The organism is Allorhizobium sp. NPDC080224, assembly GCF_050281005.1.
Taxonomy (GTDB): domain Bacteria; phylum Pseudomonadota; class Alphaproteobacteria; order Rhizobiales; family Rhizobiaceae; genus Allorhizobium.
The window spans coordinates 3,164,185-3,188,002 of sequence record NZ_JBNNWJ010000001.1 but is presented as its reverse complement, the minus strand read 5'-3'; the positions used below and the strand labels follow the sequence as shown (position 1 = coordinate 3,188,002).

Genomic DNA, 23,818 nt, shown 5'->3' with positions numbered 1-23,818 from the left:
GGCGAAAGCGGCGGGCACAAAATGCATTCGCCGCGCTCTCCTGTTTGTGGAGCGCGGCGGATGCCAAGTCAACAGGTGCGCTTGCTGCGGACCCCGGATCAGTTGCGCAGCTTGTCGAGCAGGACGCGTGAAGGCTGGCCGTCCACGGACATGCCTAGCCGCTGCTGGATGGCGGTGATTGCAGCCTTCGAGCCAGAGCCGAAATTGCCGTCGATCTTGCCATCGTAATAGCCAAGCGCCTGAAGACGGGTCTGGAGCTCGAACTTTTCCTTGACGTCGAGCGAACCGTCGGGGCGCGGCCAGCGCTGCTGCATGCCGCCATAGCCGGCAATCTCGTCCGCCAGCAGTCCGACACCAAGGGCGTAGCTATCGGCGGCGTTGTAGCGCTTGATGACGAAGAAGTTCTTGGTCATCAGGAAGCCCGGCCCGTTGGCGCCACCGAGCATCTTGAGCTCGGCGCGTTCGCTGCCGTTCCTGAAACCCTTGCCGGATGGACGGGCGAAGCCCAGCGCCTGCCACTGCGCAACCGTCTTGGTCTGGCCCGCATATTTGTGGCCCCCTCTCGGGACGGCGATCTCGTAGCCCCAGGTGCGGCCGGTCTGCCAGTCATTCTTGGCAAGCAGATTGGCGGCAGTGGCGAGTGCGTCCGGGATCGAATGCCAGATGTCCTTGCTACCGTTGCCGTCGGCGTCAATGCCGTAAAGCAGGTAGCTCGTCGGAATGAACTGGGTATGGCCCATCGCCCCGGCCCAGGAACCCATCAGGTTTTTGTTGGTAACGTCACCGTTCTGCAGCATCTTCAAGGCGGCAACCAACTGGGTACGCGCGTATTTTGCCCGTCTCTTGTCCGCATAAGCCAGTGTCGCCAGGGAACGCGGCACGTTGTGCAGTCGATCGGGACGCTCCAAGGCGGCGCCGTAGTTTGATTCCATCGACCAGATCGCCAGCAGCACGTGCTTGTCGACGCCGAAGTGGTTTTCCAAGGCTGTCAGCAGGCGCCCGTGCTTGGCCAACATCTCCTGGCCGACCTTGACCGTGTAAGGGTTCACGCGGCTATCCAGATAGTCCCAGATCTGGGACCTGAACTCTGGCTGGTAGGCAGCCTTTTCCAGTACAAACTGGTCTGGTTCGGTCACGCCGTTGAATGCCTGGCGATAGGTCCGCTCGGTGATGCCTTCCTTGGCGGCGACGGGATAAAAGTCGCGGATCCACTTCTGGAAACCGGCGTCCGCGAAGGCTTCCATGGGGATGAGCGCTGTCGTCAGCGTCAGCGCGATGGCGCCGAGCAGGCTGGGGCGGTGTCTTTTCATGGGCATCTCCCGTGCATTCTTGAGTTAGCAGCCGGAACAAGGCTGTTCACCACAGGTTAATGCTGTTCAGTCAACAAACCCTTTACCACGTTGTCCGACCAAGCTTTGCCTTTGCCATTTTGAAGCAATTGTATGTTACTGGGCGTGACCGCGTTATGAAGACGTTAATCGATTTAGATCCTCGAGGAGGAATGAGTGGTTCAGACTAAAAAGCTCCGTAAAGCCGTTTTTCCCGTCGCCGGTCTCGGTACGCGTTTTCTTCCCGCCACCAAGGCGGTTCCGAAAGAAATGCTTACCGTCGTCGACAAGCCGGTCATCCAGTATGTGGTTGACGAGGCCATCGAAGCCGGGATCGAGCACTTCGTCTTCGTGACCGGCCGTGGGAAAGCGGTCATCGAGGACTATTTCGACATTCAGTTCGAACTCGAACAGACCCTGAAGGCCCGCAACAAGAACGCTGAACTTTCGCTTCTCGACTCACTCCAGCCGACCGCCGGTCAAACCAGTTTCACGCGACAACAGGAGCCGCTGGGCCTCGGACACGCCGTCTGGTGTGCTCGCGACATCGTAGGGCACGAACCCTTCGCGCTTCTGCTGCCTGACATGATTATGCGCGGCGAAAAGGCTTGCCTCAAGGGCATGGTCGAACTTTATGAAAAGACCGGCGGCAACATTGTGGCGGTCGAGGAATGCGCGCCGGATCAGGCCCACAAATACGGCATCGTTGGCGTCGGTGACGCGCTCGAAGGCGGCTTCAAGATTACGCAAATGGTCGAGAAGCCTGCCAAGGGGACTGCGCCCTCCAACTTCTTCATCAACGGTCGTTACATCCTGCAGCCGGAAATCTTCGAGATCCTGTCGACCCAGGAGCGTGGCGCCGGCAACGAGATCCAGCTAACCGACGGCATGCTGAAGCTTGCCCAGAACCAAGATTTCGCCGGTTACCACTTCAGGGGGCAGACCTTCGACTGCGGTTCCAAGGACGGCTTCATCCTGGCAAACGTCGCCTTTGCCATCGAGCGAGCCGACATTCGTCCGGCCATCGAGGACAATTTGAAGGCACTGCTCGCCGCACTGAAGTAAAATGAAATCCCTGACCGCCGGGCTCAGCGCTTGGCGGTCAGGCCCACTAATGCCGTCACCGTGCTATTGTCGGTGCCGGTCTTGTAGTTCGTCCGCTCGTAAGCGAGATCAGCCGTCGCATCGAGATAGCGATTGACCTTCCAGGTCAGGCCAGCGCCCGCGAGATAAGCCGTCGTATCGCTCGCACTGGCATTCCCGTCATAGTTGGTGAAGGTTGTCCCGCCGGTCAGGCGTGCGACGAGATTGGTGCGCAGGTCGTGGGAGAGGGCGGCGTTGACACGATGGATCGTTGCGCCGTTGACGCCCGCCGTGGTCGATGGATCGATGCTTGTGTCGAGAGAGAGATCGATGCTGGTGCCGTCTCGCGGCGACCAGAAGATGTTGCCATCCACCGTCATCGCTGACAGTTCCGCCAGGCGCGCGTCCTCGAAGGTCTGGTGCTCGTAACCCAGGGCGATTTCGCCGCGCAGCTTCTCTCCCAGATCGACGGCCACCCCCGCTTTTGCGCCATAGAGATCCGCCGAGCGCCGGTACCCTGACGAATCCTCCGCTTCGTCATAGTCGATCCGCCCGATCGTGCCTTCTATGAAGGGCGTGAGAGCCGGCGAAATCTCGTACCCGAGACGGCTGCTGAGCGTATAGCGATTGCGATCGCGATCACTGCGTTCGAGGATGCTGCCATTGGAAAGCTTGGCATCGGAATACTGGAAGCGGGTGAAGTCGCCGGCGATCGAGCCGCGGATCACACCGAAATCCCGCTCGACAGACAGGCCGGTCCCGAACTGGTTGACGCCGGACTGGACCCTGGCGCCTGATACGGCGTTCGGATCGTCGCTATCCTCGCGGCTGAAACTGTAGGAGCCGGAAAGTGTGGCAATGGTGTCATCGGCCAGATCGAGACGCAGGCGCGCGTCGATATTGGCGCGGGGCTTGTCGTTGTCCGCACCAGACAGCGTTTCCTGCCAGGCCCCTTCGGCTCCGACATTCAGCTCATGTCTCGACCAGTCCGAGGTCAAAGTACCCTTCAGCCCGGTTTCGGAGAATGTGCGGTTGGCTTTGACACCGCCGGATTTTTCCCGCTCGGTCCCCAATTTCTGGCTGATCGACGGCCGCAGGATCATGCTGCCGAGGCGAATGCCGGTGCCGTCTTCGGCGTCCAGTGCATCGCGGCGAATGCGGGCGGCCGTCGGGTCGTCGAGCCGGGTCTCGCGCATGTTCTGGCGACCGATGTCGTCGTCCAGCGGCACGGCATCGGGATCCGCAAGCGGTTCCATGGCGAAGCTGTTCGGCGCGATCGTGGCTGTCGTGGTCGGATCGGTCGCCACTGCGGGGGCTGATGTCGACATCTCGCTCGCGCGCGTCGCAATGCCTTCCGGGCCGATCCCCAGTGGCTGCGTGCCGCTTGCCGACATGCCTTGAGAGGATTGCGCCGTGGGGCGTGTCTCTTGGGCAGCGAGCAGCGAGGGATGCACGAGCGCCGACAGCGCAAGGGCGCTGGCGAAAGCGCGCAGTCCCAGGCGGCCTGCGCCGCGCGTGTCCCGATTTTCGACTGAAGTCATGCTTGCGCCTGGCGATCTGTAATGCTTACCCAATCGTAAAGCCTGGTGGTTAATGATTGGTTTCGGCGGTCTTTGACGACCGGGCACGCTTTGCCGCAGGGGCGGCATGCGCCACAAGAATTTACAGCAGCCGACAAACGCAGTATGGGACGCCATGATCAAGCGCGCAGTCAATCTCGTTGAAGCCAGTGCCACCGAATCCGCTCTTCGCGTCATCTCGACCGAGCGGGAGGGGCTACGTGTCCTCGAAGAGGCCTTGGCCGGGCCGCTCGCCGCTCCCTTCTGCAATGCGGTCAAAACGATCGGCGGGATCGGCGGTCGCGTGATTGTCACCGGTGTCGGCAAGAGTGGCCATATCGGTTCGAAAATCGCGGCCACCTTCGCCTCGACCGGCACGCCCGCCTTCTTTGTCCACCCATCGGAAGCCAATCACGGCGATCTCGGCATGATCGCGCAGGATGATGCGATCCTGGCGATCTCCTGGGGTGGCGAAACGACCGAACTGCAGGGTATTCTCAGCTTCTCCCGCCGTTTCTCGATCCCGCTGATTGCCATCACTGCGGGTGAAAGCTCCACGCTCGCCCGCAATGCCGATGTCGTGCTTCTGATGCCGAAGGTTCAGGAGGCCTGCCCGCACGGGCTGGCGCCGACGACCTCGGCTATGCTGCAGCTTGCGGTCGGCGACGCGATTGCGATTGCGCTTCTCGAAGCGCGCGGGTTTTCGCCGTCGGACTTTCGCACCTTCCATCCGGGCGGCAAGCTCGGCGCGGCACTCACCCATGTGCGCGACATCATGCATACCGGCGATCGCCTGCCGCTGGTGGCGCTCGGTACGCCCATGCCCGAGGCGGTCAAGACCCTGTCGCACAAGCATTTCGGCTGTGTGGGGATCGTGGATGAAGCCGGCAAGCTCTGCGGCATCGTGACGGAAGGCGACATGGCCCGCAATCTCGCGCGGGATCTGTCGATCCTGAACGTCGATGACGTGATGACCCGCAATCCGAAGGTCATCAAGGGCGATGCCCTCGCGACGACCGCCGCGGCGATGATCAACAAACATGGCATTGGTGCACTGATCGTCGTCGATGACGAGAACACGCCCGTCGGCCTCATTCACTTCCACGATCTGCTGAGGATCGGGGTCGCCTGAGGGGGACTCAAGCCTCTTCTACTGTCAGATCGCGACCATCGCTGGAAACAATCCGCACGCGAGCGCCACCGGGCAGGTCCGGGCCGGAGACCAGCCAGAAGGTGTCATCCAGCCGGATGCGGCCGCGGCCCTCGCGGATGGGCTCGGCCAGCACGGCGGTGCGGCCGACGAGGCTTGCACCACGCTGATTGAGCAGTGGTTCATCGCTCGATGTCTCGAGGCGGGTGAAGAGACGGCGACCGGCGAGGGTGAAGGCGACGGCGCTGGCGGCGAAAACCAGCGACTGGATTTGCCACGACCAGAAGCCTGCATCCCAGAGCAGCAGAGACAGAACGCCGGTCAGGATTGCGCCGAGGCCGATCCAGACCAGGAAGACGCCAGGCACAACCAGTTCGGCCGCAAGCAGCAGCATGCCGAGAACCCACCAGCTCCAGGGACCGAGTTCGGCCATGATGCGCGCCAGCATGGCGGTCACTCGCCGTTCGGGTTGAACGAGCTGATCGGCGGCGTGGTGCGGGGTGCTGCGGCCGGACGCGGCGGGGCAGGGCGCTTGTCGTCGCCGAAGACTTCCCGCGCAATCGCACCGATGCCGCCGAGCGAGCCGATCAGGGATGTGGCTTCCATCGGCATCAGCACCACCTTGGAATTGCTGGCGGTGCCGATCGCGGCCATGGCCTCGGTGTATTTCTGGGCGACGAAGTAGTTGATGGCGTTGACGTCGCCAGCGGCGATCGCTTCCGAGACGAGGCGGGTGGCCTTGGCTTCGGCTTCCGCCAGACGCTCACGGGCTTCGGCCTCGCGATAGGCGGCCTCACGCTCACCTTCGGCCTGAAGGATGGCGGCCTGCTTGGCGCCTTCGGCTCTGAGGATCTGGGCATTTCGGAAGCCTTCGGCTTCCAGGACCTGAGCGCGCTTCTCACGCTCCGCCTTCATCTGGCGACCCATGGCATCCACTAGGTCGGCCGGCGGCTGGATATCTTTGATCTCGACGCGTGTGACCTTGATGCCCCAGGGGCGGACGGCCTCGTCGACGACGCGCAGCAGGCGATCGTTGATGACCTCGCGGTTGGAGAGCAGTTCATCGAGATCCATCGAGCCCATCACCGAGCGGATGTTGGTCATGGTCAGGTTCAGGATGGCATTCTCGAGATTAGAGACCTGATAGGCGGCTTCTGCGGCGTTCAGCACCTGGTAGAAGGCGACGGCGTCGGCGGAAACCGAGGCATTGTCCTTGGTGATGACTTCCTGGGTCGGCACATCGAGTACCTGTTCCATGACGTTCATCTTCGCGCCGATCCGTTCGAAGAACGGGATGATCAGATTGAGGCCCGGCTCGAGCGTGCGAGTGTAGCGGCCGAAACGCTCGATCGTGTAGCGGAAGCCCTGCGGCACGGTCTTGATACCGGCAAAGAGGACCAGGATCACGAGCAGTACGAGTGCGATGACGACGATGTCCGGACCGGTGACGGGCATGAATTCCTCCAGCATTGGCGCAAACGGAGATTGCGCCCCCTTCGTCTAACATCGTGGCGTGACAGGGTAAATGCAAGGGATCCGGGTCACACACGGCGTGGTTTGCATTCGGACTGGTGGACTGCAAGAAGAAGAAAAGCGGCGGGATCTCTCCCGCCGCCCCGGTTTTCAGGCTGATCAACCTGAGCTTAAAACTCTTCCCAGTTGTCCTGGGCCACTGCCGCGTTGCCATGGCTGCGTGGTCCGGGGGCGGCATGCCGGGCGACTTCGGCGGCGCGTGGTGCAGGAGAGCGGCTTGCCGATACCGAAGGCTGGGCCATGACACGGGCGGTTTCGCGGAGTGCTGATGCCTGGGTCTGCTGCACGCCGTCGATGCTGAAGTGCGAGATCAACTCGCGTAGCTTGGCGGCTTCGCTCGCAAGTGCTGCGGAGGCAGCGTTGGATTCCTCGACCATGGCAGCGTTCTGCTGGGTCGTCTGGTCCATCGAGTTTACCGCATTGTTGACTTCCGAGAGGCCGGTTGCCTGTTCCTTGGCGGAAAGGGCAATCGCATCCATGTGGGTGTTCATCTCGGTGATGAAGCCACCGATGGTACGCAGTGCTTCGCCGGTCTTGCGAACGAGATCCACGCCGCCGGCAACCTCGGTCGAGGAGTTCTGGATGAGGGCCTTGATCTCCTTCGCAGCATTGGCAGAACGCTGGGCGAGTTCACGGACTTCCTGGGCAACGACGGCGAAGCCTTTGCCCGCTTCCCCGGCGCGCGCTGCTTCAACACCCGCATTGAGCGCCAGAAGGTTGGTCTGGAAGGCGATTTCGTCGATCACGCCGATAATGTTCGAGATCTGCTGCGACGAGTTTTCAATCCGGCGCATGGCTTCTTCGGCGCGGGACACGACTTCAGAGGATTGGTTGGCAGAGGTGTTGGCATGGGCCGCCACACCGCGGGCCTCTTCTGTCCGCTTGGTCGAATTGACGACGTTGGCGGTGATCTCTTCGACTGCGGCTGCCGTCTGCTCAAGGGCGGCTGCCTGCTGCTCGGTGCGCTTCGACAGGTGATCGGTCCCCGACGCAATCTCGCGTGTGCCGGTCTCCATGGTCGCGACGCTGTTGTTGATCGAGGCCATGGTCTGGTTCAGCTGGCGGACAGACTGGTTGAAGTCGTGGCGGAGTGCCTCGAAATCGGGCGCGAAAGCTTCGTTGATCTGGAAAGCGAGATCGCCGGAGGCGAGGCGCTTCAGGCCAGCGGCCAGACCCGACGTAGCGATGCGAAGACGTTCGGCTGCATCGGCTTCGGCACGCTGCTGGGTCGCAATGCGCTCGGCTTCGGCGCGCTGGCGATTGCCTTCCGCTTCCGATTCCAGACGCTTGTTGGCGATGGCAGCCTCACGGAAGATCTGCATCGCGGCGGCCATCCGGCCGATCTCGTCCTTGCCACCCTGATCGATCGTGACGTCGAGGTCGCCATTGGCGAGGCGCGTCGTGTTGTCGGCGAGCTTGCCGAGCGGACGGGAAACGAGCTGGAAGTTGAGGAAGCCGAGCAGAACGGCAGCGATACCGACGACGATCGATGCGCCGAGGCTGACCGTTACCACAAGCGAGAGGGCTGCGGTCTGGTTTTCAGCGGCTGCGGCGGCGCGCGCCGAAAGAGCAGACTTGATCTCGCCAAGGCGGGCTTCGAAGGCCTTGACCAGGGCCTCGCCTTCACCCGTCACTTCGATGGCGCGGGCCAGTTCAACCGTTGCGGGGTCTCGCATCAAGAGAATCTGCCGTTCCATGAAGTTCGTCTTCCAAGTCTCAAAGGCGTTGATCGCCTCCTTGAACTTCGAGAGCTCACCGGGAGCAGACGTCGAGAGCATCGCTTCGATATTGGGACGGTCTGCGCCCATTTCCGCAGCGACCTCCTTTGCGCCATCCGCGTAATCGCGGTTGCCAGTCAACAGGAAGGTTTTCAGTTGGAGGTCCGCGATGTAAAGGTCGGCGGAGAATTCTTCGATGACCTCCAGGGCGCGATTCATCGTTGCGGTTTCCGCGACCTGCTCACTCGCCGTGATGGCGCGGTTGTGCATGAAGGTGGAGGCTGCGATCGCGATAGCGGCAAGGAGTCCGAAAGCGAGGAAGCCTTTGGCGCTTACGGATAAATTCTTGAGCATGGTAAAATCCTGTCCCGGTCGGGGTCGAATTGGATCATGGTTTACAGGACGGCCGCCATCATGGAGCCGTGTCGACGGATCAGCTGCCGGCTAGCGCCCGGCGCTCGAGTTCCGTCAGGTTGAGTTCGACGGTGACGGCGCCGATCTTCTTCTTGGCGCTGTCGACCAGCGTCAGGCTCACCTGGTTTCGCCAGATCTTCATGTCGTCGTCCCACTCGGCTTCATCGATGAAGATCGCGTCCTCCGAGACGTCATATGTCTTCTGGAACTTCGCCTCGTCGCCCTGCCAGAAGTCGCTGGTGATCGAGCTCTGGCCGACGTTCAGGCCGTTCTGGTCCATGACGAAGATTTCGGGATAGAGGCCGAGCGACTTGCCCTGGATGCGGGCGAGATAGACGGAGAGCGGGTTGGAGAGCGTGGCGGCAATCAGCGGCTTGTCGGTCGCTTCGCGCTCGGCCTTCCATTGATTGTCCAGCTCGTCGATCTTCTCCTGGGAGAGCTCGGTCAGCCGGGCGTTTTGCGCTTCGACCGATACGGTGACGATCTCGGCGGAAATAAATTCCTGGATCTGCTTGATCAGCTCTGGCGAGACGAGCTTGGCGACATCAGGCTGTGCCGGTTCTGCATGGGCAGTGGCGAGCGACGCGACGAGGAATGTCGATGCCAATGCGGTCGTGACGAATTTCATGGTGGTCTCCTTCAACTCCCCCTAATTCTAGGGATCATTACTAAATGGAACCTTAATATAAGAAATCGCCTATCTAAAATTATATTGAAATCCAACCATTTAGGGAATTTTTCCCATTCTAGATCTGCGCGGGTGGGCAGCTTGAGGTTGTCTCTGCGGTTGTGCTACTTCGGAACTCCGGCGCGCTAAGCAAATGAAAAGATGCACTAAAATTGAGCACATGTACCGAAAATTGGGCTTTTTCTCATCGGCTCGCCATGCGTGTTCATCGTCTCGGTTGTGTCGCTGCCGTAGCTCAAATGCCCCTCTAGAGGGCACGGCTATGCGAAGAGACATGGATACAAAGGAAAAGGGGACCGCCTTCCGGCAGCCCCCTTCATCATCTCGTATGTCACTTAGCCTATTGAGCTTCAGGCCCAGCCCTGGAGTTCCCGGCGCACGACGTTCTCGATGACGCGCATCCCGTCGTCGCTGTCGTTGAGACAGGGAATATGGGTGAACTTCTCGCCGCCATTGTGGAGGAAATCCTCGCCCGCTTCACCGGCGATTTCTTCCAGCGTCTCCAGGCAGTCGGAGACGAAGCCGGGGTTCATGATGGCGATGCGCTTGACGCCGTCCTGGGCCAGCTTTTCGACCGTCTTGTCGGTATAGGGCTGCAGCCATTCCTCGGGCCCAAAACGGGACTGGAAGGTCACCATCAGCTTTTCCTTCTCCCAGCCCAGATGCTCGCGCAAGAGACGCGTCGTCTTGTAGCACTGGCAGTGATAGGGGTCTCCCTTCATGAAGTAGGACTTCGGAATGCCGTGATAGGATGTGATCACCAGTTCCGGTTCCCAGTCCAGGGTCGCAAGGTGTTTGTTGATCGAGTTGGCGAGCCCCTCGATGTAAACAGGGTCGTCGGCATATTGCGGCACCGTGCGCAGCGCCGGCTGCCAGCGCATCTTGAGAAGCGCCTTGAAGGCCTCGTCATTGACGGTTGCCGTCGTCGCGGCTGCATATTGCGGATAGAGCGGATAGACGAGAATGCGCTCGCAGCCCGCCTTCTGCATCTCGTTCATCTTCGCCTGGATCGCCGGCTGGCCGTAGCGCATGGCCCAGTCGACATGCACGTTCGGCAGATCCTTCAAGGCAACCGCGAGCTTTTCTGCCTGGCTGCGGGTGTAGGTGCGCAGGTAGCTTTCGTCGAGATCCTTGTTCCAGATCTCTTCATAGGCCTTGCCGACCTTCTGCGGGCGGCGGTTGAGAACAATCCCGTATAGAATGGGGTACCAGAACCACCGCGACCACTCGATGACGCGCTTGTCCGTCAGGAACTCTTCGAGATAGCGGCGCATAGACTTGTAGTCCGTGCCATCAGGCGTTCCGAGATTGACGAGCAGCACGCCGACCTTGCCGAAATTGACGGGCGGATGGTCGGAGGGCCAATGGGCAGGCAGTACATTCATCTTGATATCCTGGTGATGAGATCTCGACCGTTACGTGGCGAAGGCCAGTTGAGATCATCTGATAAAAGCAAAAGCCGGCCCGGGGAAGCCCGGACCGGCTTTTGGGATGCGTCAAACGGTCTTACTTCGGCGGAAGCTGCAATTCCCGGCCGATCGAGATGACGTTCGGATTGCGCAGCGCATTCGCCTCGGCAATCTTGCTCCACATCATGCCGTCGCCATAGGTGGCCTGAGCGATCTTCCAGAGGCTGTCGCCGGCAACTACCTTGTAGACGGTTTCGGCCGTCGCCATGGCCGCATCCGTCGCGGTAGCAGCCGGAGCTTCTGCCGCAGCAGGCGTTTCTGGAGCCGCTGGCGCCTCGGTTGCAGCCGGAGCCCGGGCTGCCGGTGCTTCCGTCGCAGGTGCTGCCGGAGTAGTCGCGTCAGCCTGTGGCGCGGTCGTGTCGTCTGACGGAGCTGCGGTCGCCGAGATCACGGTGATGCGACCGTCGGTGTAAGGCGTGTAGGGGCTGTTCTTGGCGATGTAGTCGGCCACCACGGTCTCGAGGCCCGGGCCGAAATCGTAGGCGTTCTGTCCGCCGCTCTCGAACACGCCATAGCCGTCACCACCGGTGCGCATGTAGTTGTTGGTGGCCACGCCGTAGAGCTTCTCCGGGTCGATGGCGACGAAAGCGTCACCTTCCTTGACCTCGACGGAGGAGATGCGGCTGCCGGCCGGCTTGCTGAGGTCAGCGGTGAACTTCAAACCGGATACCTGCGGGAAGCGGCCAGCCGCTTCCTCGACCTGGCTCACGCCATTCTCGAGAGCTGCAACAATGTCGGAGCCCTTGAGCTGGAAGGAGGCAAGTGTGTTCTGGAAGGGCAGGACTGTCAGGACTTCGCCCATGGTGACCGTGCCGGCATCGATCGACGCGCGCAGACCGCCGCCGTTCTGGATGGCGATGGTGATGCCCTGATCGCTCAGGCGGTCCACCATGGCATCGGCCACGAGATTGCCCATGGTGCATTCGACTGCACGGCAGGTTTCGCGCGAGCCGTCGATGGCCTCGGCAGTCTCGCCGATTTCCTTCAGCTTCAGCTCTTCGATCGGTCCGCCGAGTTCGGCCACCTTGGCGACGAAGGCTTCATCCGGGGTTACCGAGGCGTCAAGCAGCTTGGGTTCGCCGGTCGCGGTCTTGACGACGCCTGCATCATCGAAAACGACCGTCAGGTCGCCGAGATACTTGGAATAGGCATAGGCCTGGACGATCGGAACATCCTGGCCGGCTGGGTTCTTCACCATGGTCGGGTAAGGGCCCGCTGCCTTTTCGTCGGTGTTGGACAAAAGCGTGTGGCTGTGACCGCCGACGATCACGTCGATGCCGTTAACGGCTGCCGCGATTTCCTGATCCTTGACGTAGCCGACATGCGAGAGCAGCACGATCTTGTCGATGCCCTGTCCTTCGATTTCGGCCACGGCTTCCTTCAGATAGGTGATCTCGTCGGCAAAAAGGATCGTGTCACCAGGCGAGGAGGTCTCGTCCGTGTCGGTTGCGAGGACCGAAACGATTGCGACCTTCTCCTCGCCGAATTCCTTGACGATGTAGGGCTTGAACTTGTCGGCGACCGGAGAGTTGAGGCCGGCCAGCGTGTTACCGGAGATCAGCGGGAACTGCAGCGCATCGATGAACTTTGCGAGCTCTTCCGGGCCGTCATCGAATTCGTGGTTGCCGATGGCCATGGCATCGAAGCCGATGGCGTTCATGAACTCGGCAATCGGGGCGCTCTTGTAGGTGGTGTAGAACAAGGAGCCCTGGAACTGGTCGCCAGCGTCGAGTGTCAGTACGTTCTTGCCCTCAAGTTCGGCACGACGGGCGTCGATTGCGGCCTTCACGCGGGCAATGCCGCCGAAGCATTCGTTCTTGGCAGCATCATCTGCCGAGCAGGTGGAATCGGATTTGCTGATGGCTTCGATGCGGGAATGCAGGTCATTGATGTGCAGGATGTTAAGTTCGAAATCGGCCAGAGCGGTTCCGGCGGTCAGGGCCAGCACCGAGGCGCTGAAAAGGCCAATCTTCAAATGTCTGAACATCTTATCTCTCCTGTTGCAATCGATCACCCACAGTCTGGCATGCATTGATGACAGTCACGCGCCAGAATTCGGATGGCGGATGTTTTCATCTAGACCGGGAGAGGGCAAGCAAAAATCACTTGAGGTCCGCATGTTAGCAGGGCCAGAAACGAAAGAAGCGGCCGCTTGGGCCGCTCCTTAATCCGCATATCGTGATGCGCTGCTCAGCCGCGTCGGGCGAGCGAGAACTGGGCGCCGCTGTCGGAGGTGCAATTGAGCTGCGACGGCGTCACGAGGGCGCAATTCACCTTCTGCTGCGTGTTGCGAACGAGCGATGTCATGTTGATCTCGACCAGGCGATCGTTGACGAGCGTATAGGTGCCGGATGCGAGGATCTGGTTGGTGTCGGTCGTCCGTGTGGTGAAGGTGCCGCCCTGGAATGTCGAGGAGATGCCGTTCGGATCAACCCATGCGCCTTCGATCGACGGGCCCTGCTGAACGGCCGGCAACTGGCGGGGAGGGCTGGAATAGCAGGACGAAAGGGCTAGGCTCATCGCCGTTACAGCTACCAGGGATCTGATTTTCATTCTTGTCTCCCACCATCTCGGCGGTTCGGTCCGGCCGCCCACCGTTTGCGTTGTCGTCGAGAACATGCCGTGAAGCCTCGGCCAAAGCAAGGCGAAAGCCTTGTATTGCCGGGGTTATCCCGTCCTTGCTTGCAAGGAGAAAGGCCCGCCGCAGGCGACGGGCCTTAAGTTCATTCCTGAAACCGTTTAGCGGACCAGGATGTTCCGGAACTGCCACGGATCCTTTTCATCGAGATCTTCCGGGAAGAGGCCCGGGCGACCGTCGAGCGGGGTCCAGTCGGTGTAGTGGCCTTCGACCGGGCCGAGATAGGGCGTCTGCACTTCGAGGCAACGCTTGTAGTCCATCTCGTCGGCTTCGACGATGCCGGCCTTCGGGTTCTCGAGTGCCCAGACCATGCCGGCGAGCACAGCCGAGGTTACCTGCAGGCCGGTTGCGTTCTGATAGGGCGCGATGCGACGGGTTTCCTCGAGCGACAGGCGCGAACCGTACCAGTAGGCGTTCTTCTCGTGGCCGTAGAGCAGCACGCCGAGTTCGTCGACGCCGTCAACCAGTTCGTCTTCGTTCAGGACGTGCAGCACCGGCTGCTGCGTGCCGCCATTGCCGAACATCTCGTGCAGCGACAGCACGGCGTCGTTGGCCGGATGGTAGGCATAGTGGCAGGTCGGGCGGTAGACGACTTCGCCATCCTTCTCGACGGTGAAGTAGTCGGCAATCGAGATCGACTCGTTGTGGGTGACGAGGAAGCCGTATTGCGGACCTGGCGTCGGGCACCAGGTGCGAACGCGGGTGTTGGCGCCCGGCTGCTCCAGATAAATCGCGGCCTTGCAGCCCTTCTTGTGCTTCTTGGCGTTTTTCGGCATCCAGTTTTCATGGGTGCCCCAGCCGAGTTCGGAGGGCTGCAGGCCTTCCGAGATGAAGCCTTCGGCCGACCATGTGTTCCAGAAGACGTTGAGCGGCTTCGGGTTCTTCGTGCGCTGGGTATCGCGTTCGGCGATGTGGACGCCCTTGACGCCAACCTTCTTCATCAGCTTGGCCCAGCCGTCGCGATCGTTCTGGTCGGGCTCTTCGAATTTCAGGCCGATTTCATGGGCGAGGTTGACCAGGCCCTGCTTGACGAACCAGGAGACCATGCCCGGGTTTGCGCCGCAGGTGGAAACGGCCGTCGTGCCGCCCGGATTCTTCGCCTTTTCCTGGCGCACGGTTTCGCGCAGCGCATAGTTGGTGCGCTCGGAATTCTTCATGCTCTTGTCGAAGTAGAAGCCGAGCCAGGGCTCAACGACGGTGTCGATGTAGAGCACGTCGAGCTTGCGGCAGAGCTTCATCAGGTCGAGCGAGCCGGTGTCGACCGACAGGTTGACGCAGAAGCCCTGGCCTTCGCCTTCGGTCAGAAGCGGCTTCAGGAGCTTCTTGTAGTTGTCCTTGGTGACATGCGCCTGGATGTGCTTGATGCCATGCTTGGCGAGAAGTTCAGCCTCGTCGTTGCGCGGGTCGATGACGACCATCCGGCTCTTGTCGAACTTGAAGTGGCGTTCGATCAGCGGCAGGGTGCCGCGGCCGATCGAGCCGAAACCGATCATAACGATCGGGCCGGTGATCTCGCCATAAACCGGGTAGGTCATTTCGCTCATTTCCGTCTCCTTGGAGGCCCGGTCATTATGCCTGGGCCATGTTTCCGGCCTGTGTTTTGCGGCCGGAGCGATACTGCCGGTTCTAGATCACAAAACTCTGACACAATAAAGGGTAGGGACATGGGGGTGAGCGGCGTCACCGCTGATTTTCGAGTGCTGTATCTTGCCGCAGATAGGCGACGAGCCGCTTGCGCTGGATGTCGAGCCCCTTGTATCGGAGCTGATCGTTGGCCAAACCCTCCAGCTGCTCGGCCAGGGCTGCGCGGAGCCTCGGGCCGTCCGGGTGGTTCCTGAACGCCGTCACTGGATCCAGATAGATGCGGATCGTGAAGACGATCGCGCCGGTTTCCGGCAGTTTCGTCAGTGTCTGGCGCTCGACGCGCACCACGGCCTCGTCCGGTTTCGCGGCGTCGTTACGGCCGGTTTCCGGGTGAAAGAGCTTCTCTTTCCAGTTGATCGACCAGTTGAAACGTTCTGCGGGCAGGCCGGGCGCGAGATTGTCGAAGATGCGGTTGATCATTGCAGCGTTGCGCGTGCCGCCCTGGAAACCCGGCACATGCTCGTGGACCGCTTCCATCGGCCGGTCGAATTTCTCTGCAAGCGACCAGGAGGAAGGGAAGGAGAGATGGGCAGCGGCGATGGACCAGCCGGCCTCGCGCTTCATCATGATGACGAGATCGTCCTGCACGAGCATGCCGGCCCGCAGAAGCGGCGGGACAGCCTCGTCCGCAAGATCGACCGTGTGACCGGCGACGTGGATGGTCTGGTGCTTTCGGCGATAGAGCCCGGGTTGATGCTTTGCGAGATGCGCGAGGAGAGCCGCGAAGCACTCCCGCTGGGCCTCAAGGCTGTCATCGGTGGCCCGGAAGACATCGCCCAGCCGGGTTCTCGCAAGCTCCTGCTTTTCCGTGAGGTACCGGCCGAGCGCCGCGTCGGGCTCGATCCAGCGGCGAGGGTCGAGCGCCGACAGGCCGATGGTGAAGGGGCGGGTGGCGCCGGCATAGGGCGTATGGGTGAAGGGCATGGGCTCAGGCTCCAGCGGATCGCCGTCCGTGTCAATCTCGGCCAGCCATGAATACGCAGTCAGTCACCGCTTCAGGTAGTCCACAAGGGCGCGCAATTTCGGGGCCATGTTTCTGCGGCTTGGATAATAGAGGTAGAAGCCGGGGAAGGTCGGACAGTAGTCCTGGAGGACGCCGACCAGTTCGCCGCGCGCGAGCGGTTCCGCAAACGAATCCTCCATGCCGAAGGTGATGCCCGCACCGGCGACGGCAAGCTTTACCATCAGGGTCATCTCTGTCGTGGTGATGCTATCTGCAACGGCCACGGAAAACTCCTTTCCGTTCTCGGCGAATTCCCAACGATAGGGTGCGACGCGCGGGCTGGTTCGCCAACCGATGCAGCGATGGTTTGCAAGCTCGCGCGGATGGGCCGGCGTTCCGAATTCCTCGAGATAGGCCGGCGAAGCGACCGCCAGCTGTCTCAGGTCCCCTGAGACGGGAACCGCGATCATGTCCTGTGCAATGACCTCACCGAGCCTGACACCGGCGTCATAGCCTTCGGCGACGATGTCGAACTCCTCGTCGGTGACCGTCACATGCAGTTTGACCTCGGGATGTTGCCTGGCGAAGCGCGCGAGCAGAGGTCCGGAGAGAAAGCTTTCGGCAATCGAGGAGACCGCGAGATTGAGTTGTCCGCGCGGTCTTCTCTGCAGATTGGCCGCGGCCTCCAGAGCATCGGTCATCTCGACCAGCGAGGGGGCGATCTGGGTATACAGGCGTTCGCCGGCTTCCGTGAGGGCGACGCTGCGGGTGGTGCGGGCCACGAGTGCGATGCCGAGCGCTTCTTCCAGCTTGCGGATCGACTGGCTGACAGCCGATCGGGTGACCCCGATGCGATCTGCTGCCGCGCGGAAGTTCTTTTCCTCTGCAACCAGGGCGAAGACGGAAAGTGCGTTCAGATCGTGCAGCATTGGTTAGTGTTCCTTCCCGGTGAGGAAAGTTTTCAGCAGCTTATCGCGACAATGGCGCAGCCTTATCTTCCTGACAAGCGCATCAGGCGCGAAGCAAGAAAGGAAATGTCATGGATAAGGTCGTCTTGATTACCGGCGCATCGAGCGGGATCGGGGTGGGCATCGCCCACGAATTGGCGAAAGCCGGAGCAACCGTGGTTCTCGGTGCGCGTCGCATCGACAGGCTGGAGAAGGTGGCGGATGAGATCCGCTGGGCCGGCGGTCAGGTGATGACGCGCAGCCTCGATGTCACCGATCGCGCCAATGTGGCAGCCTTTGCCACGGCCGCGCGGCAGGAATACGGACGCGTCGATGCGATCGTCAACAATGCAGGCGTCATGCCGCTTTCGCTGATGTCGTCGCTGAAAGTCGACGAATGGGACCGCATGGTGGACGTCAACATCAAGGGCGTCCTCTACGGGATCGCGGCCGTGCTGCCCGAAATGACCGAGCGGGGTTCGGGCCATATCGTCAACATCGCCTCGATCGGCGCGCTGACGGTCTCACCGACGGCGGCCGTCTACTGCGCCACGAAGTTTGCCGTGCGGGCGATCTCCGATGGCCTTCGCCAGGAGAACGACAGGCTGCGTGTCACCTGCATCCATCCCGGCGTGGTCGAGAGCGAACTGGCCGATACGATCTCGGACCCTGTGGCTGCCGAAGCGATGAAAGGCTTTCGTGCCATCGCCTTGACTCCCGACGCCATCGGCCGGGCTGTCCGCTATGCGATGGAACAGCCTGACGACGTCGATGTCAGCGAAATCGTCGTGCGCCCTGTGCGTTCGCCTTACTGATGGAGGCCAAAATGAAGCGTTTTCACCCCATTGCTCTTGGCACCGTCATCGCACTGGCGACGGCGCCGGTTTATCTCCTCAACGTTCTGGCAGAAGAAAACATGGCTCAAACATCGAAGACCGAGCAGTCCCATCCTTACGTCGGCATGTGGGTTACCGAAGACGGCAGGATCCGGCACGAACTCCTGCCGAATGGCCGTTACGATGAGGCCCGAGGACCCAGAGAGAGCGCCTATCAGGGACGATATGTCGTCACCGGCAATCACATCGACTATTGGGACGATACGGGCTTTACAGCCGACGGTACCTTCGTCAGCCAGGATGTGCTGCACCACGGGGGAATGATCTTTTACCGACGAAAGTAACCGGGCTCAGCCGTCCACTAGTTCCGCGCGGATCAGGCCGCGCAGAGAGTTGCCGACAAAAAGCTTGCGCTGGCGAAGGTCGTCGAGTTTCAGCACTTCGCCACGCGCCTTGCGCTCCCGGATCAGTTCGGCGCGCAGCACGCCTGGCAGGAGACCGCTGGTCAATGGCGGGGTGAGCAGCATGCCGTCGGCGGCTTCGGCAAACAGGTTGGTGATCGTGCCTTCGCAGACTTCTCCCCGCTCGTTGAGCAGGAGTACTTCGTCGGCCTCATCCTTGGAAAATTCGGCGCGGGCGGCCTCGTAAGGCTCGCGCCGGGATGTCTTGTGGCGGAAGAGGCTGTCCTCGGACTGCAGCCTTGTCTTTGCGACCTTCAGCCGCCAGACCGTTTCTTCCGGGATCGGCTCGAAGGGCGTCGCCGTCACCTCCATCTTGCCGCGATAGGTCATGACGAGGCGCACGCGCAGTGGTGTATCGCCGGACACTTCCCTCTCGAGTTTGCCTTTTGCGTCCTGCGGCTGGCGGAAACCCAGCGCATCGGCAGAACGGGAGAGACGGCGCAGATGCTGGTCGAGCCGCAGGAAACCTGCGTCCGGCTGCCAGCGCATCGTCTCGATCAGCGAGAAATCCATTGATCACCCAGGGCAAAACGCGCCTTCAGCAGGCATTCCTCGTATTCGGCCTCAGCCTTCGAATCGAAGACGATGCCGCCGCCGACATTGAAGACGGCGCGCCCCTCGTTGAAAAGGGAGATGGTGCGGATTGCCACTGAAAAACGCATGGGGCCTGCCGGGTCGAACCAGCCGATTGCCCCGCAATAGACGTCGCGCGGGCCGGCTTCCAGTTCATGCAGGATGCGCATCGCCCACATTTTTGGTGCGCCGGTCACCGAGCCGCAGGGAAAGAGGGCGGCCATGATCTCGGGCAGTCCGATATCGGGCAAGAGCTTGGCGCGCACATAGCTGACCATCTGGTGGACCGTCGGATAGGTCTCGATGGCGAAGAGCTTGGGGACCGAGAGCGTGCCGACCTCCGTGATGACGGAAACGTCGTTGCGCAGGAGGTCGACGATCATCCGGTTTTCGGCTTGCGTCTTCTCGTCGGCGAGCATCGCTTCGATGATCGCGTTGTCTTCCTCGGGACTTGCGCCGCGTGGCGCGGTGCCCTTCATCGGCCGGGTTTCGATCCAGCCATCCTCATCGACGGAGAAGAAGAGCTCGGGCGAGCGGGAGAGGATCACGGGACCGATGCCGTAGTCGATCAGAGCGCCGTAATGCACGGGCTGGCGACCGACGAGCGACCAGAAGGCGGCGCGGGGATCGCCCTGCCAGCGGGCTTCCACCGGCATGGTCAGGTTCGCCTGATAGCAGTCACCCTTGCGCAAGTGATGATGCAGGCGGTCGAAGCGGCGGCGATAGTTTTCAAGATCCCAGCCCGCGCGCGGGTCGCTCAAGAGCGGCGCGTTCGGAATGTTCGAGGGCGCTTGTGCCAGCGGGTGCTCGACTGATGCGGGAGCGTCGAAGACCCCCATCGCGATCAGCGGTGTTTCGCGCCCGTCCTCAACAAGCGGCCTCAGCTTCGGTTCGAAGACGAAGCCTGCTTCATAGGAAATATAGCCCGCCAGCCACTTGCCGGACTTACGGTGCGCTTCCAACTTGGCGAGCGCAGGCTCGACCTCCTCCGCCGACCGGGCGACGACGAGCGTCTCCGGGTCGGCAAAGAGGAGGCTCGTCCCCGCGCGGTCGTCGCGGAAGAGCGCATAAGGCGCGTGGTCACGCATGGGATGTCGGCAGCTCCGGTTCAGGCGGCCTTATCTAGCGCTTCCAGCTCGTCGATAAGCCCCTCGATCATCGACAGACCCTTGGCCCAGAACGACGGATCGGTGGCATCGAGGCCGAAGGGGGCGAGCAGCTCGGAGTGATGTTTGGTGCCGCCAGCCTTCAGGAGCTCGAAATACTTGTCCTGGAAGCCCTGGTCGGCGTTCTGGTAGACGGCATAGAGCGAGTTCACCAGGCAGTCGCCGAAGGCATAGGCATAGACGTAGAATGGCGAGTGGATGAAATGGGGGATATAGGCCCACCAGTTCTCATAGCCTTCCGAGATCTTGATCGCCGGCCCCAGGCTTTCCTGCTGCACGGAAAGCCACAATTCGCCGATCTTCTCGGCCGTCAATTCGCCCTCCTTGCGGGCGGTGTGGATCTTACGCTCAAACTGGTAGAAGGCGATCTGGCGTACGACCGTGTTGATCATGTCCTCGACCTTCTGGGCGAGCATGGCCTTTCGTTCGCGTTTATCGGTCGTCTTGTCCAGAAGCGCGCGGAAGGTCAGCATTTCGCCGAAGACGGACGCGGTTTCTGCGAGCGTCAGCGGGGTCTGGCACATGAGGGCGCCCTGGCCGCCGGCCAGCACCTGGTGCACGCCGTGGCCGAGTTCATGGGCAAGCGTCATGACATCGCGCGGCTTGCCGAGGTAATTCACCAGAACGTAGGGGTGAGCCGAAGGCACTGTCGGATGGGCGAAGGCGCCAGGGGCCTTGCCGGGGCGGGCAGGCGCATCGATCCAGCCGCCGTCGAAAAAGCGGCCGGCGATCTCGGCCATTTCGGGCGCAAAGCCGCCATAGGCTGACAGCACCATGTCCTTGGCTTCATCCCAGGAGATCAGTCTGTCAGGCGTTTCGGCAAGCGGCGCATTGCGGTCCCAGAAATTCATCTGGTCCATGCCGAGCCACTTCGCCTTCATCTTGTAATAGCGATGTGACAGGCGCGGATAGGCTTCGCGGACCGCTTCGGCCAGCGCATCGACGACTTCGCGCTCGACCCGGTTGGCGAGGTGGCGACTATCGGCGATGTCCTCGAAGCCGCGCCAGCGGTCGGAGATGTCCTTGTCCTTGGCGAGCGTGTTGGTCACCAGAGTGAAGATGCGGATATTGTCCTTGAAGGTCTTCGACAGGGCTTCGGCAGCGAGCTTGCGCTTGGCCGGGTCGGCATCCTGAAGAAGCGTCAGCGTCGGTTCGAGCGGCATCTCGTCCTCGCCGACCTTGAAACGAAGTGCGGCAAGCGTCTCGTCGAACAGGCGGTTGAAGGCCGCAGCACCCGTCTGCGACTTCTCAAGGAAAAGCTGTTCGATGCGGTCGTCGAGCTGGAAGGGCTTGTCCTTGCGCAGGTCGACGATCCAGGGGCGGAAGTGGCCGAGAGCCTGATCGCGGTCCATGGCCGCATCGACAGCGTCGTCGGGCAGGCGGTTGAGTTCCAGCGGGAAGAAGAGAAGGCGGGACGACATGTCCGTCAGCTTCGCCTGGATATCACCGAAGAACTTGCCATTCGCCGGATTGGTCATGTCGGAATAATAAGTGAGGCCGGCATAGGAGGCGATGCGACCGAGCAGGTCTTCCAGTGCTTCCATCTCCCGCAGCGCTTCGGCCAGCGAGCCTTCCCCGACAGTTTCGAGAGATGCTGCAAGCTTGCCCTTCCACTTCGTCTCAAAGGCAAGCGCATCGGCGCCGGCCTTCTCGACGGCACCGAGAAATTCCGACGAGGTCTGGCCGGGATAAAGGTCTTCGAGTTTCCAGACGGGAAGGTCGCCGAGGTTTTGATCCCTGCTCGCGGAGGCCTGGGTGAGGGAGCTTAAGGCTGGGCGGCGGTCGATCATCATGGTGACGTCCTTTCTCTCGTTCGTTCGGGAGATGTAGTCAGTCGTCTGCCGATGGGCAAGCAGCCGGGTGTGCCGGTGTGGGGCGACCAGAGCGAGCCGATTGCCGCAGTGCCGCTGTGGATTGTGCCATAAACGGTTAAGGACCGTTAAAATGTTAGGTTTTCTCCCAAGAACATCTTCAGGCCTTTCTGCCAGTCTGCCCGCGATAACCCAGGAGCGCGAACGCGCCGAAACAGCCTCGGGGAGCGCAAGTTGACCGCACAGATTCTACTCATCGATGAAGATGCCGCCGAGCGCCGCAGCATGAAGGCTGCGATCGAAGCGCACGGCCATGCCGTTCATGTCGCCGACACCGCGCCTGCGGGTGTCGAACTCTTCCGCCGTCACGCCGAGCAGATCGGTGTCGTGGTGCTGGACGTGACAGCCGCAGACGGCCTAAATCCCAGCGTCATCCCGATGCTTGCCGAGATCAATGCGGGCGTGCCTGTCATTGTCTGTACGACGGAAGGCGCGACCGAAACCGCGCTCAACGCCGTGCGTGCGGGTGCTTTCGACTTCCTCGTCAAGCCGATCGCCCAGGAGCGGCTGATCGGTGCGATCGAATCGGCTTTGAAGATCCATCGCACCAGCCAGCAGGGCCGTACGCCGCGCCGGGCCCGGAGCGGTTCGGTCAGCTTTTCCGACGTCGTTGCGGCCAGTGCGGCCATGTCTCGCGTGGTGGAGCTCGGCCGCCGTGCAGCACAATCGATGATCCCCGTGATGCTCGAAGGCGAAGCAGGCGTCGGCAAGGAGCTCGTGGCACGCGCCATCCATGCCGCCAGCGATCGGTCGTCCCGTCCCTTCGTTTCGGTTAATTGCAATGCCATCACGCCTGCGCAGATCGAAGACGTGCTGTTCGGCAGCGAAACCCAGATGGGCAAGGTCGCCGAGGCGGAAGGAGGCACGCTCTTCATCGAGGAAATCAGTGAGTTGCCACCGGTCGGCCAGATGCGCCTGCTTGAAGTCGTCCAGTCCGGCGAGGTGCATCGTAGCGGACAGGCGAAGCCCTTGAAGGCCAATGTGCGGCTGGTTCTGGCGACCAACAAGGATCTGATCGAGGAGGTCAAGGCCGGACGTTTCCGCGAGGACCTCTATTACCGCGTCAACGTCTTCCCGATCACCATTGCAGCCCTGCGGCGCCGCAAGGAGGATATCCCGCATCTGATCCGGGCCTTTGTCGAGCGCTTTTCGCTCGAGCAGCGCCTGCCGCGGACCCTGCAGATCGAATCCTCCGCACTCGCCCTACTGACCTCATTCGACTGGCCCGGCAATACGCGCCAGCTTGAGAACGCGATCTTCCGCGCCGTGGTTCTGGCCGAGGGCTCTAGTCTCAAGGAAAGCGGCTTTCCGCAGATTGCAGCGCAGGTCACCGGCCATCGAAGCGCGACTGTCGGTAGCGAGGCGCAGGCCGCTGTGTACGAGCCGAGCCCGATCGCCAAGGTTCAGGCCGCCCTTGCCGAGCGTGCAGCGAGCTTCAGCGGCGGTCCGTCGGCTCCATCCACAGGTTTCAATGGGTCGGCCTCCGGCAATGTCATCGTCAGTACCGACGAGGCCGGCAATGTGCGCAAGCTGGCGGAGATCGAGGAGGAACTGATCCGCTTCGCGCTGAAGTTCTATCGGGGCCAAATGAGCCAGGTCGCCCGAAAGCTCGGTATCGGGCGGTCGACGCTCTACCGCAAGCTCAAGGATTACGGAATCGATCCCGACGATCCGCAGAAGGATGCCGCTTGATTTGCCTCAACCGTTCGATGTTAACTCTGGGGTAAGCTTAATCGCTTACCCAAGGAGCTAAGCATTTGTTAGGCAAGCGTTCACCATAAAGTGACAGCTTGTGCG

At 61.5% G+C, this 23,818-nt stretch carries 20 protein-coding genes; 5 read left to right on the top strand and 15 right to left on the bottom strand.

The window, feature by feature from the left end; translation table 11 throughout:
• Window positions 1–98: 98 nt before the first annotated feature.
• Window positions 99–1,310, bottom strand: coding sequence for a lytic murein transglycosylase (locus ACQKP1_RS15670; RefSeq protein ID WP_203017525.1), 1,212 nt, complete (start codon window positions 1,308–1,310; stop codon window positions 99–101).
• 195 nt (window positions 1,311–1,505) lie between these two features.
• On the opposite strand from ACQKP1_RS15670, the gene galU reads away from it, so the two are divergent.
• Entirely contained in the window at window positions 1,506–2,393 is an 888-nt protein-coding gene (galU, locus tag ACQKP1_RS15665; protein WP_427275958.1) for a UTP--glucose-1-phosphate uridylyltransferase GalU, read from the top strand.
• 23 nt (window positions 2,394–2,416) lie between these two features.
• Here the strand turns inward: galU and ACQKP1_RS15660 are convergent, their stop codons facing one another.
• Window positions 2,417–3,952, bottom strand: a complete 1,536-nt coding sequence (locus ACQKP1_RS15660; protein ID WP_427275957.1) for an outer membrane beta-barrel protein — start codon at window positions 3,950–3,952, stop codon at window positions 2,417–2,419.
• A 154-nt stretch (window positions 3,953–4,106) separates the two neighbouring features.
• Between ACQKP1_RS15660 and ACQKP1_RS15655 the strand changes: the two genes are divergently transcribed.
• Window positions 4,107–5,102, top strand: coding sequence for a KpsF/GutQ family sugar-phosphate isomerase (locus tag ACQKP1_RS15655; protein WP_427275956.1), 996 nt, complete (start codon window positions 4,107–4,109; stop codon window positions 5,100–5,102).
• Window positions 5,103–5,109: 7 nt separating this feature from the next.
• On the opposite strand, the gene ACQKP1_RS15650 is transcribed toward ACQKP1_RS15655, so the two are convergent.
• The 10 genes from ACQKP1_RS15650 to ACQKP1_RS15605 form a co-directional block, all read right to left on the bottom strand.
• Entirely contained in the window at window positions 5,110–5,568 is a 459-nt protein-coding gene (locus ACQKP1_RS15650) for an NfeD family protein (RefSeq protein WP_427275955.1), read from the bottom strand.
• Between the two features lie 5 nt (window positions 5,569–5,573).
• Window positions 5,574–6,575 (bottom strand): SPFH domain-containing protein, encoded by a 1,002-nt coding sequence (locus ACQKP1_RS15645; RefSeq protein ID WP_427275954.1) that lies wholly within the window; start codon window positions 6,573–6,575, stop codon window positions 5,574–5,576.
• Window positions 6,576–6,763: 188 nt separating this feature from the next.
• Window positions 6,764–8,725: a methyl-accepting chemotaxis protein gene (locus tag ACQKP1_RS15640; protein WP_427275953.1), complete on the bottom strand. Its 1,962-nt coding sequence runs from the start codon at window positions 8,723–8,725 to the stop codon at window positions 6,764–6,766.
• Between the two features lie 79 nt (window positions 8,726–8,804).
• Window positions 8,805–9,413: a hypothetical protein gene (locus ACQKP1_RS15635; protein WP_203017518.1), complete on the bottom strand. Its 609-nt coding sequence runs from the start codon at window positions 9,411–9,413 to the stop codon at window positions 8,805–8,807.
• Window positions 9,414–9,823: 410 nt separating this feature from the next.
• Window positions 9,824–10,858 carry a ferrochelatase gene (hemH, locus tag ACQKP1_RS15630; protein WP_427275952.1) on the bottom strand — a complete coding sequence of 345 codons (1,035 nt, stop codon included), beginning with the start codon at window positions 10,856–10,858 and terminating at the stop codon, window positions 9,824–9,826.
• Window positions 10,859–10,979: 121 nt separating this feature from the next.
• Window positions 10,980–12,929: a 5'-nucleotidase C-terminal domain-containing protein gene (locus tag ACQKP1_RS15625; RefSeq protein WP_427275951.1), complete on the bottom strand. Its 1,950-nt coding sequence runs from the start codon at window positions 12,927–12,929 to the stop codon at window positions 10,980–10,982.
• A gap of 203 nt (window positions 12,930–13,132) precedes the next feature.
• Window positions 13,133–13,495 carry an outer membrane lipoprotein Omp10 gene (gene omp10, locus ACQKP1_RS15620; RefSeq protein WP_040300272.1) on the bottom strand — a complete coding sequence of 121 codons (363 nt, stop codon included), beginning with the start codon at window positions 13,493–13,495 and terminating at the stop codon, window positions 13,133–13,135.
• 186 nt (window positions 13,496–13,681) lie between these two features.
• The gene (locus ACQKP1_RS15615; RefSeq protein WP_427275950.1) at window positions 13,682–15,124 is read right to left on the bottom strand and encodes a homospermidine synthase; all 1,443 of its coding nucleotides are present in this window, start codon (window positions 15,122–15,124) and stop codon (window positions 13,682–13,684) included.
• A gap of 136 nt (window positions 15,125–15,260) precedes the next feature.
• Window positions 15,261–16,148 (bottom strand): heme-dependent oxidative N-demethylase family protein, encoded by an 888-nt coding sequence (locus tag ACQKP1_RS15610; RefSeq protein ID WP_427275949.1) that lies wholly within the window; start codon window positions 16,146–16,148, stop codon window positions 15,261–15,263.
• A gap of 63 nt (window positions 16,149–16,211) precedes the next feature.
• Window positions 16,212–17,096 (bottom strand): LysR family transcriptional regulator, encoded by an 885-nt coding sequence (locus ACQKP1_RS15605; RefSeq protein WP_427275948.1) that lies wholly within the window; start codon window positions 17,094–17,096, stop codon window positions 16,212–16,214.
• A 110-nt stretch (window positions 17,097–17,206) separates the two neighbouring features.
• On the opposite strand from ACQKP1_RS15605, the gene ACQKP1_RS15600 reads away from it, so the two are divergent.
• A complete protein-coding gene (locus ACQKP1_RS15600; RefSeq protein ID WP_427275947.1) occupies window positions 17,207–17,929 on the top strand; it encodes an SDR family oxidoreductase in 723 nt (240 codons plus the stop codon).
• 11 nt (window positions 17,930–17,940) lie between these two features.
• Complete coding sequence (locus ACQKP1_RS15595) at window positions 17,941–18,294, top strand: Atu4866 domain-containing protein (RefSeq protein ID WP_427275946.1); 354 nt, start codon at window positions 17,941–17,943, stop codon at window positions 18,292–18,294.
• Window positions 18,295–18,300: 6 nt separating this feature from the next.
• On the opposite strand, the gene ACQKP1_RS15590 is transcribed toward ACQKP1_RS15595, so the two are convergent.
• Genes ACQKP1_RS15590 through ACQKP1_RS15580 form a run of 3 tightly spaced genes read right to left on the bottom strand, consistent with a single transcriptional unit; the run spans window position 18,301 to window position 21,940 of the window.
• Window positions 18,301–18,924 (bottom strand): aminotransferase class IV family protein, encoded by a 624-nt coding sequence (locus ACQKP1_RS15590; RefSeq protein WP_427275945.1) that lies wholly within the window; start codon window positions 18,922–18,924, stop codon window positions 18,301–18,303.
• The gene (locus ACQKP1_RS15585) at window positions 18,909–20,072 is read right to left on the bottom strand and encodes an aminodeoxychorismate synthase component I (protein WP_427275944.1); all 1,164 of its coding nucleotides are present in this window, start codon (window positions 20,070–20,072) and stop codon (window positions 18,909–18,911) included. The genes ACQKP1_RS15590 and ACQKP1_RS15585 overlap by 16 nt, the downstream gene beginning before the upstream one ends.
• A 20-nt stretch (window positions 20,073–20,092) precedes the next feature.
• Window positions 20,093–21,940: a M3 family oligoendopeptidase gene (locus ACQKP1_RS15580; RefSeq protein ID WP_427276466.1), complete on the bottom strand. Its 1,848-nt coding sequence runs from the start codon at window positions 21,938–21,940 to the stop codon at window positions 20,093–20,095.
• Window positions 21,941–22,195: 255 nt separating this feature from the next.
• On the opposite strand from ACQKP1_RS15580, the gene ACQKP1_RS15575 reads away from it, so the two are divergent.
• Window positions 22,196–23,713 (top strand): sigma-54-dependent transcriptional regulator, encoded by a 1,518-nt coding sequence (locus ACQKP1_RS15575; RefSeq protein ID WP_427275943.1) that lies wholly within the window; start codon window positions 22,196–22,198, stop codon window positions 23,711–23,713.
• The last annotated feature ends 105 nt before the right edge of the window (window positions 23,714–23,818 follow it).

Bases quoted from the DNA above. Each gene is read 5' to 3' on its own strand.
- ACQKP1_RS15670 (WP_203017525.1), bottom strand. From the start codon at position 1,310: ATGAAAAGACACCGCCCCAGCCTGCTCGGCGCCATCGCGCTGACGCTG.
- ACQKP1_RS15660 (WP_427275957.1), bottom strand. From the start codon at position 3,952: ATGACTTCAGTCGAAAATCGGGACACGCGCGGCGCAGGCCGCCTGGGA.
- ACQKP1_RS15655 (WP_427275956.1), top strand. From the start codon at position 4,107: ATGATCAAGCGCGCAGTCAATCTCGTTGAAGCCAGTGCCACCGAATCC.
- ACQKP1_RS15650 (WP_427275955.1), bottom strand. From the start codon at position 5,568: ATGCTGGCGCGCATCATGGCCGAACTCGGTCCCTGGAGCTGGTGGGTT.
- ACQKP1_RS15645 (WP_427275954.1), bottom strand. From the start codon at position 6,575: ATGCCCGTCACCGGTCCGGACATCGTCGTCATCGCACTCGTACTGCTC.
- ACQKP1_RS15640 (WP_427275953.1), bottom strand. From the start codon at position 8,725: ATGCTCAAGAATTTATCCGTAAGCGCCAAAGGCTTCCTCGCTTTCGGA.
- ACQKP1_RS15635 (WP_203017518.1), bottom strand. From the start codon at position 9,413: ATGAAATTCGTCACGACCGCATTGGCATCGACATTCCTCGTCGCGTCG.
- hemH (WP_427275952.1), bottom strand. From the start codon at position 10,858: ATGAATGTACTGCCTGCCCATTGGCCCTCCGACCATCCGCCCGTCAAT.
- ACQKP1_RS15625 (WP_427275951.1), bottom strand. From the start codon at position 12,929: ATGTTCAGACATTTGAAGATTGGCCTTTTCAGCGCCTCGGTGCTGGCC.
- omp10 (WP_040300272.1), bottom strand. From the start codon at position 13,495: ATGAAAATCAGATCCCTGGTAGCTGTAACGGCGATGAGCCTAGCCCTT.
- ACQKP1_RS15615 (WP_427275950.1), bottom strand. From the start codon at position 15,124: ATGAGCGAAATGACCTACCCGGTTTATGGCGAGATCACCGGCCCGATC.
- ACQKP1_RS15610 (WP_427275949.1), bottom strand. From the start codon at position 16,148: ATGCCCTTCACCCATACGCCCTATGCCGGCGCCACCCGCCCCTTCACC.
- ACQKP1_RS15605 (WP_427275948.1), bottom strand. From the start codon at position 17,096: ATGCTGCACGATCTGAACGCACTTTCCGTCTTCGCCCTGGTTGCAGAG.
- ACQKP1_RS15600 (WP_427275947.1), top strand. From the start codon at position 17,207: ATGGATAAGGTCGTCTTGATTACCGGCGCATCGAGCGGGATCGGGGTG.
- ACQKP1_RS15595 (WP_427275946.1), top strand. From the start codon at position 17,941: ATGAAGCGTTTTCACCCCATTGCTCTTGGCACCGTCATCGCACTGGCG.
- ACQKP1_RS15590 (WP_427275945.1), bottom strand. From the start codon at position 18,924: ATGGATTTCTCGCTGATCGAGACGATGCGCTGGCAGCCGGACGCAGGT.
- ACQKP1_RS15585 (WP_427275944.1), bottom strand. From the start codon at position 20,072: ATGCGTGACCACGCGCCTTATGCGCTCTTCCGCGACGACCGCGCGGGG.
- ACQKP1_RS15580 (WP_427276466.1), bottom strand. From the start codon at position 21,940: ATGATCGACCGCCGCCCAGCCTTAAGCTCCCTCACCCAGGCCTCCGCG.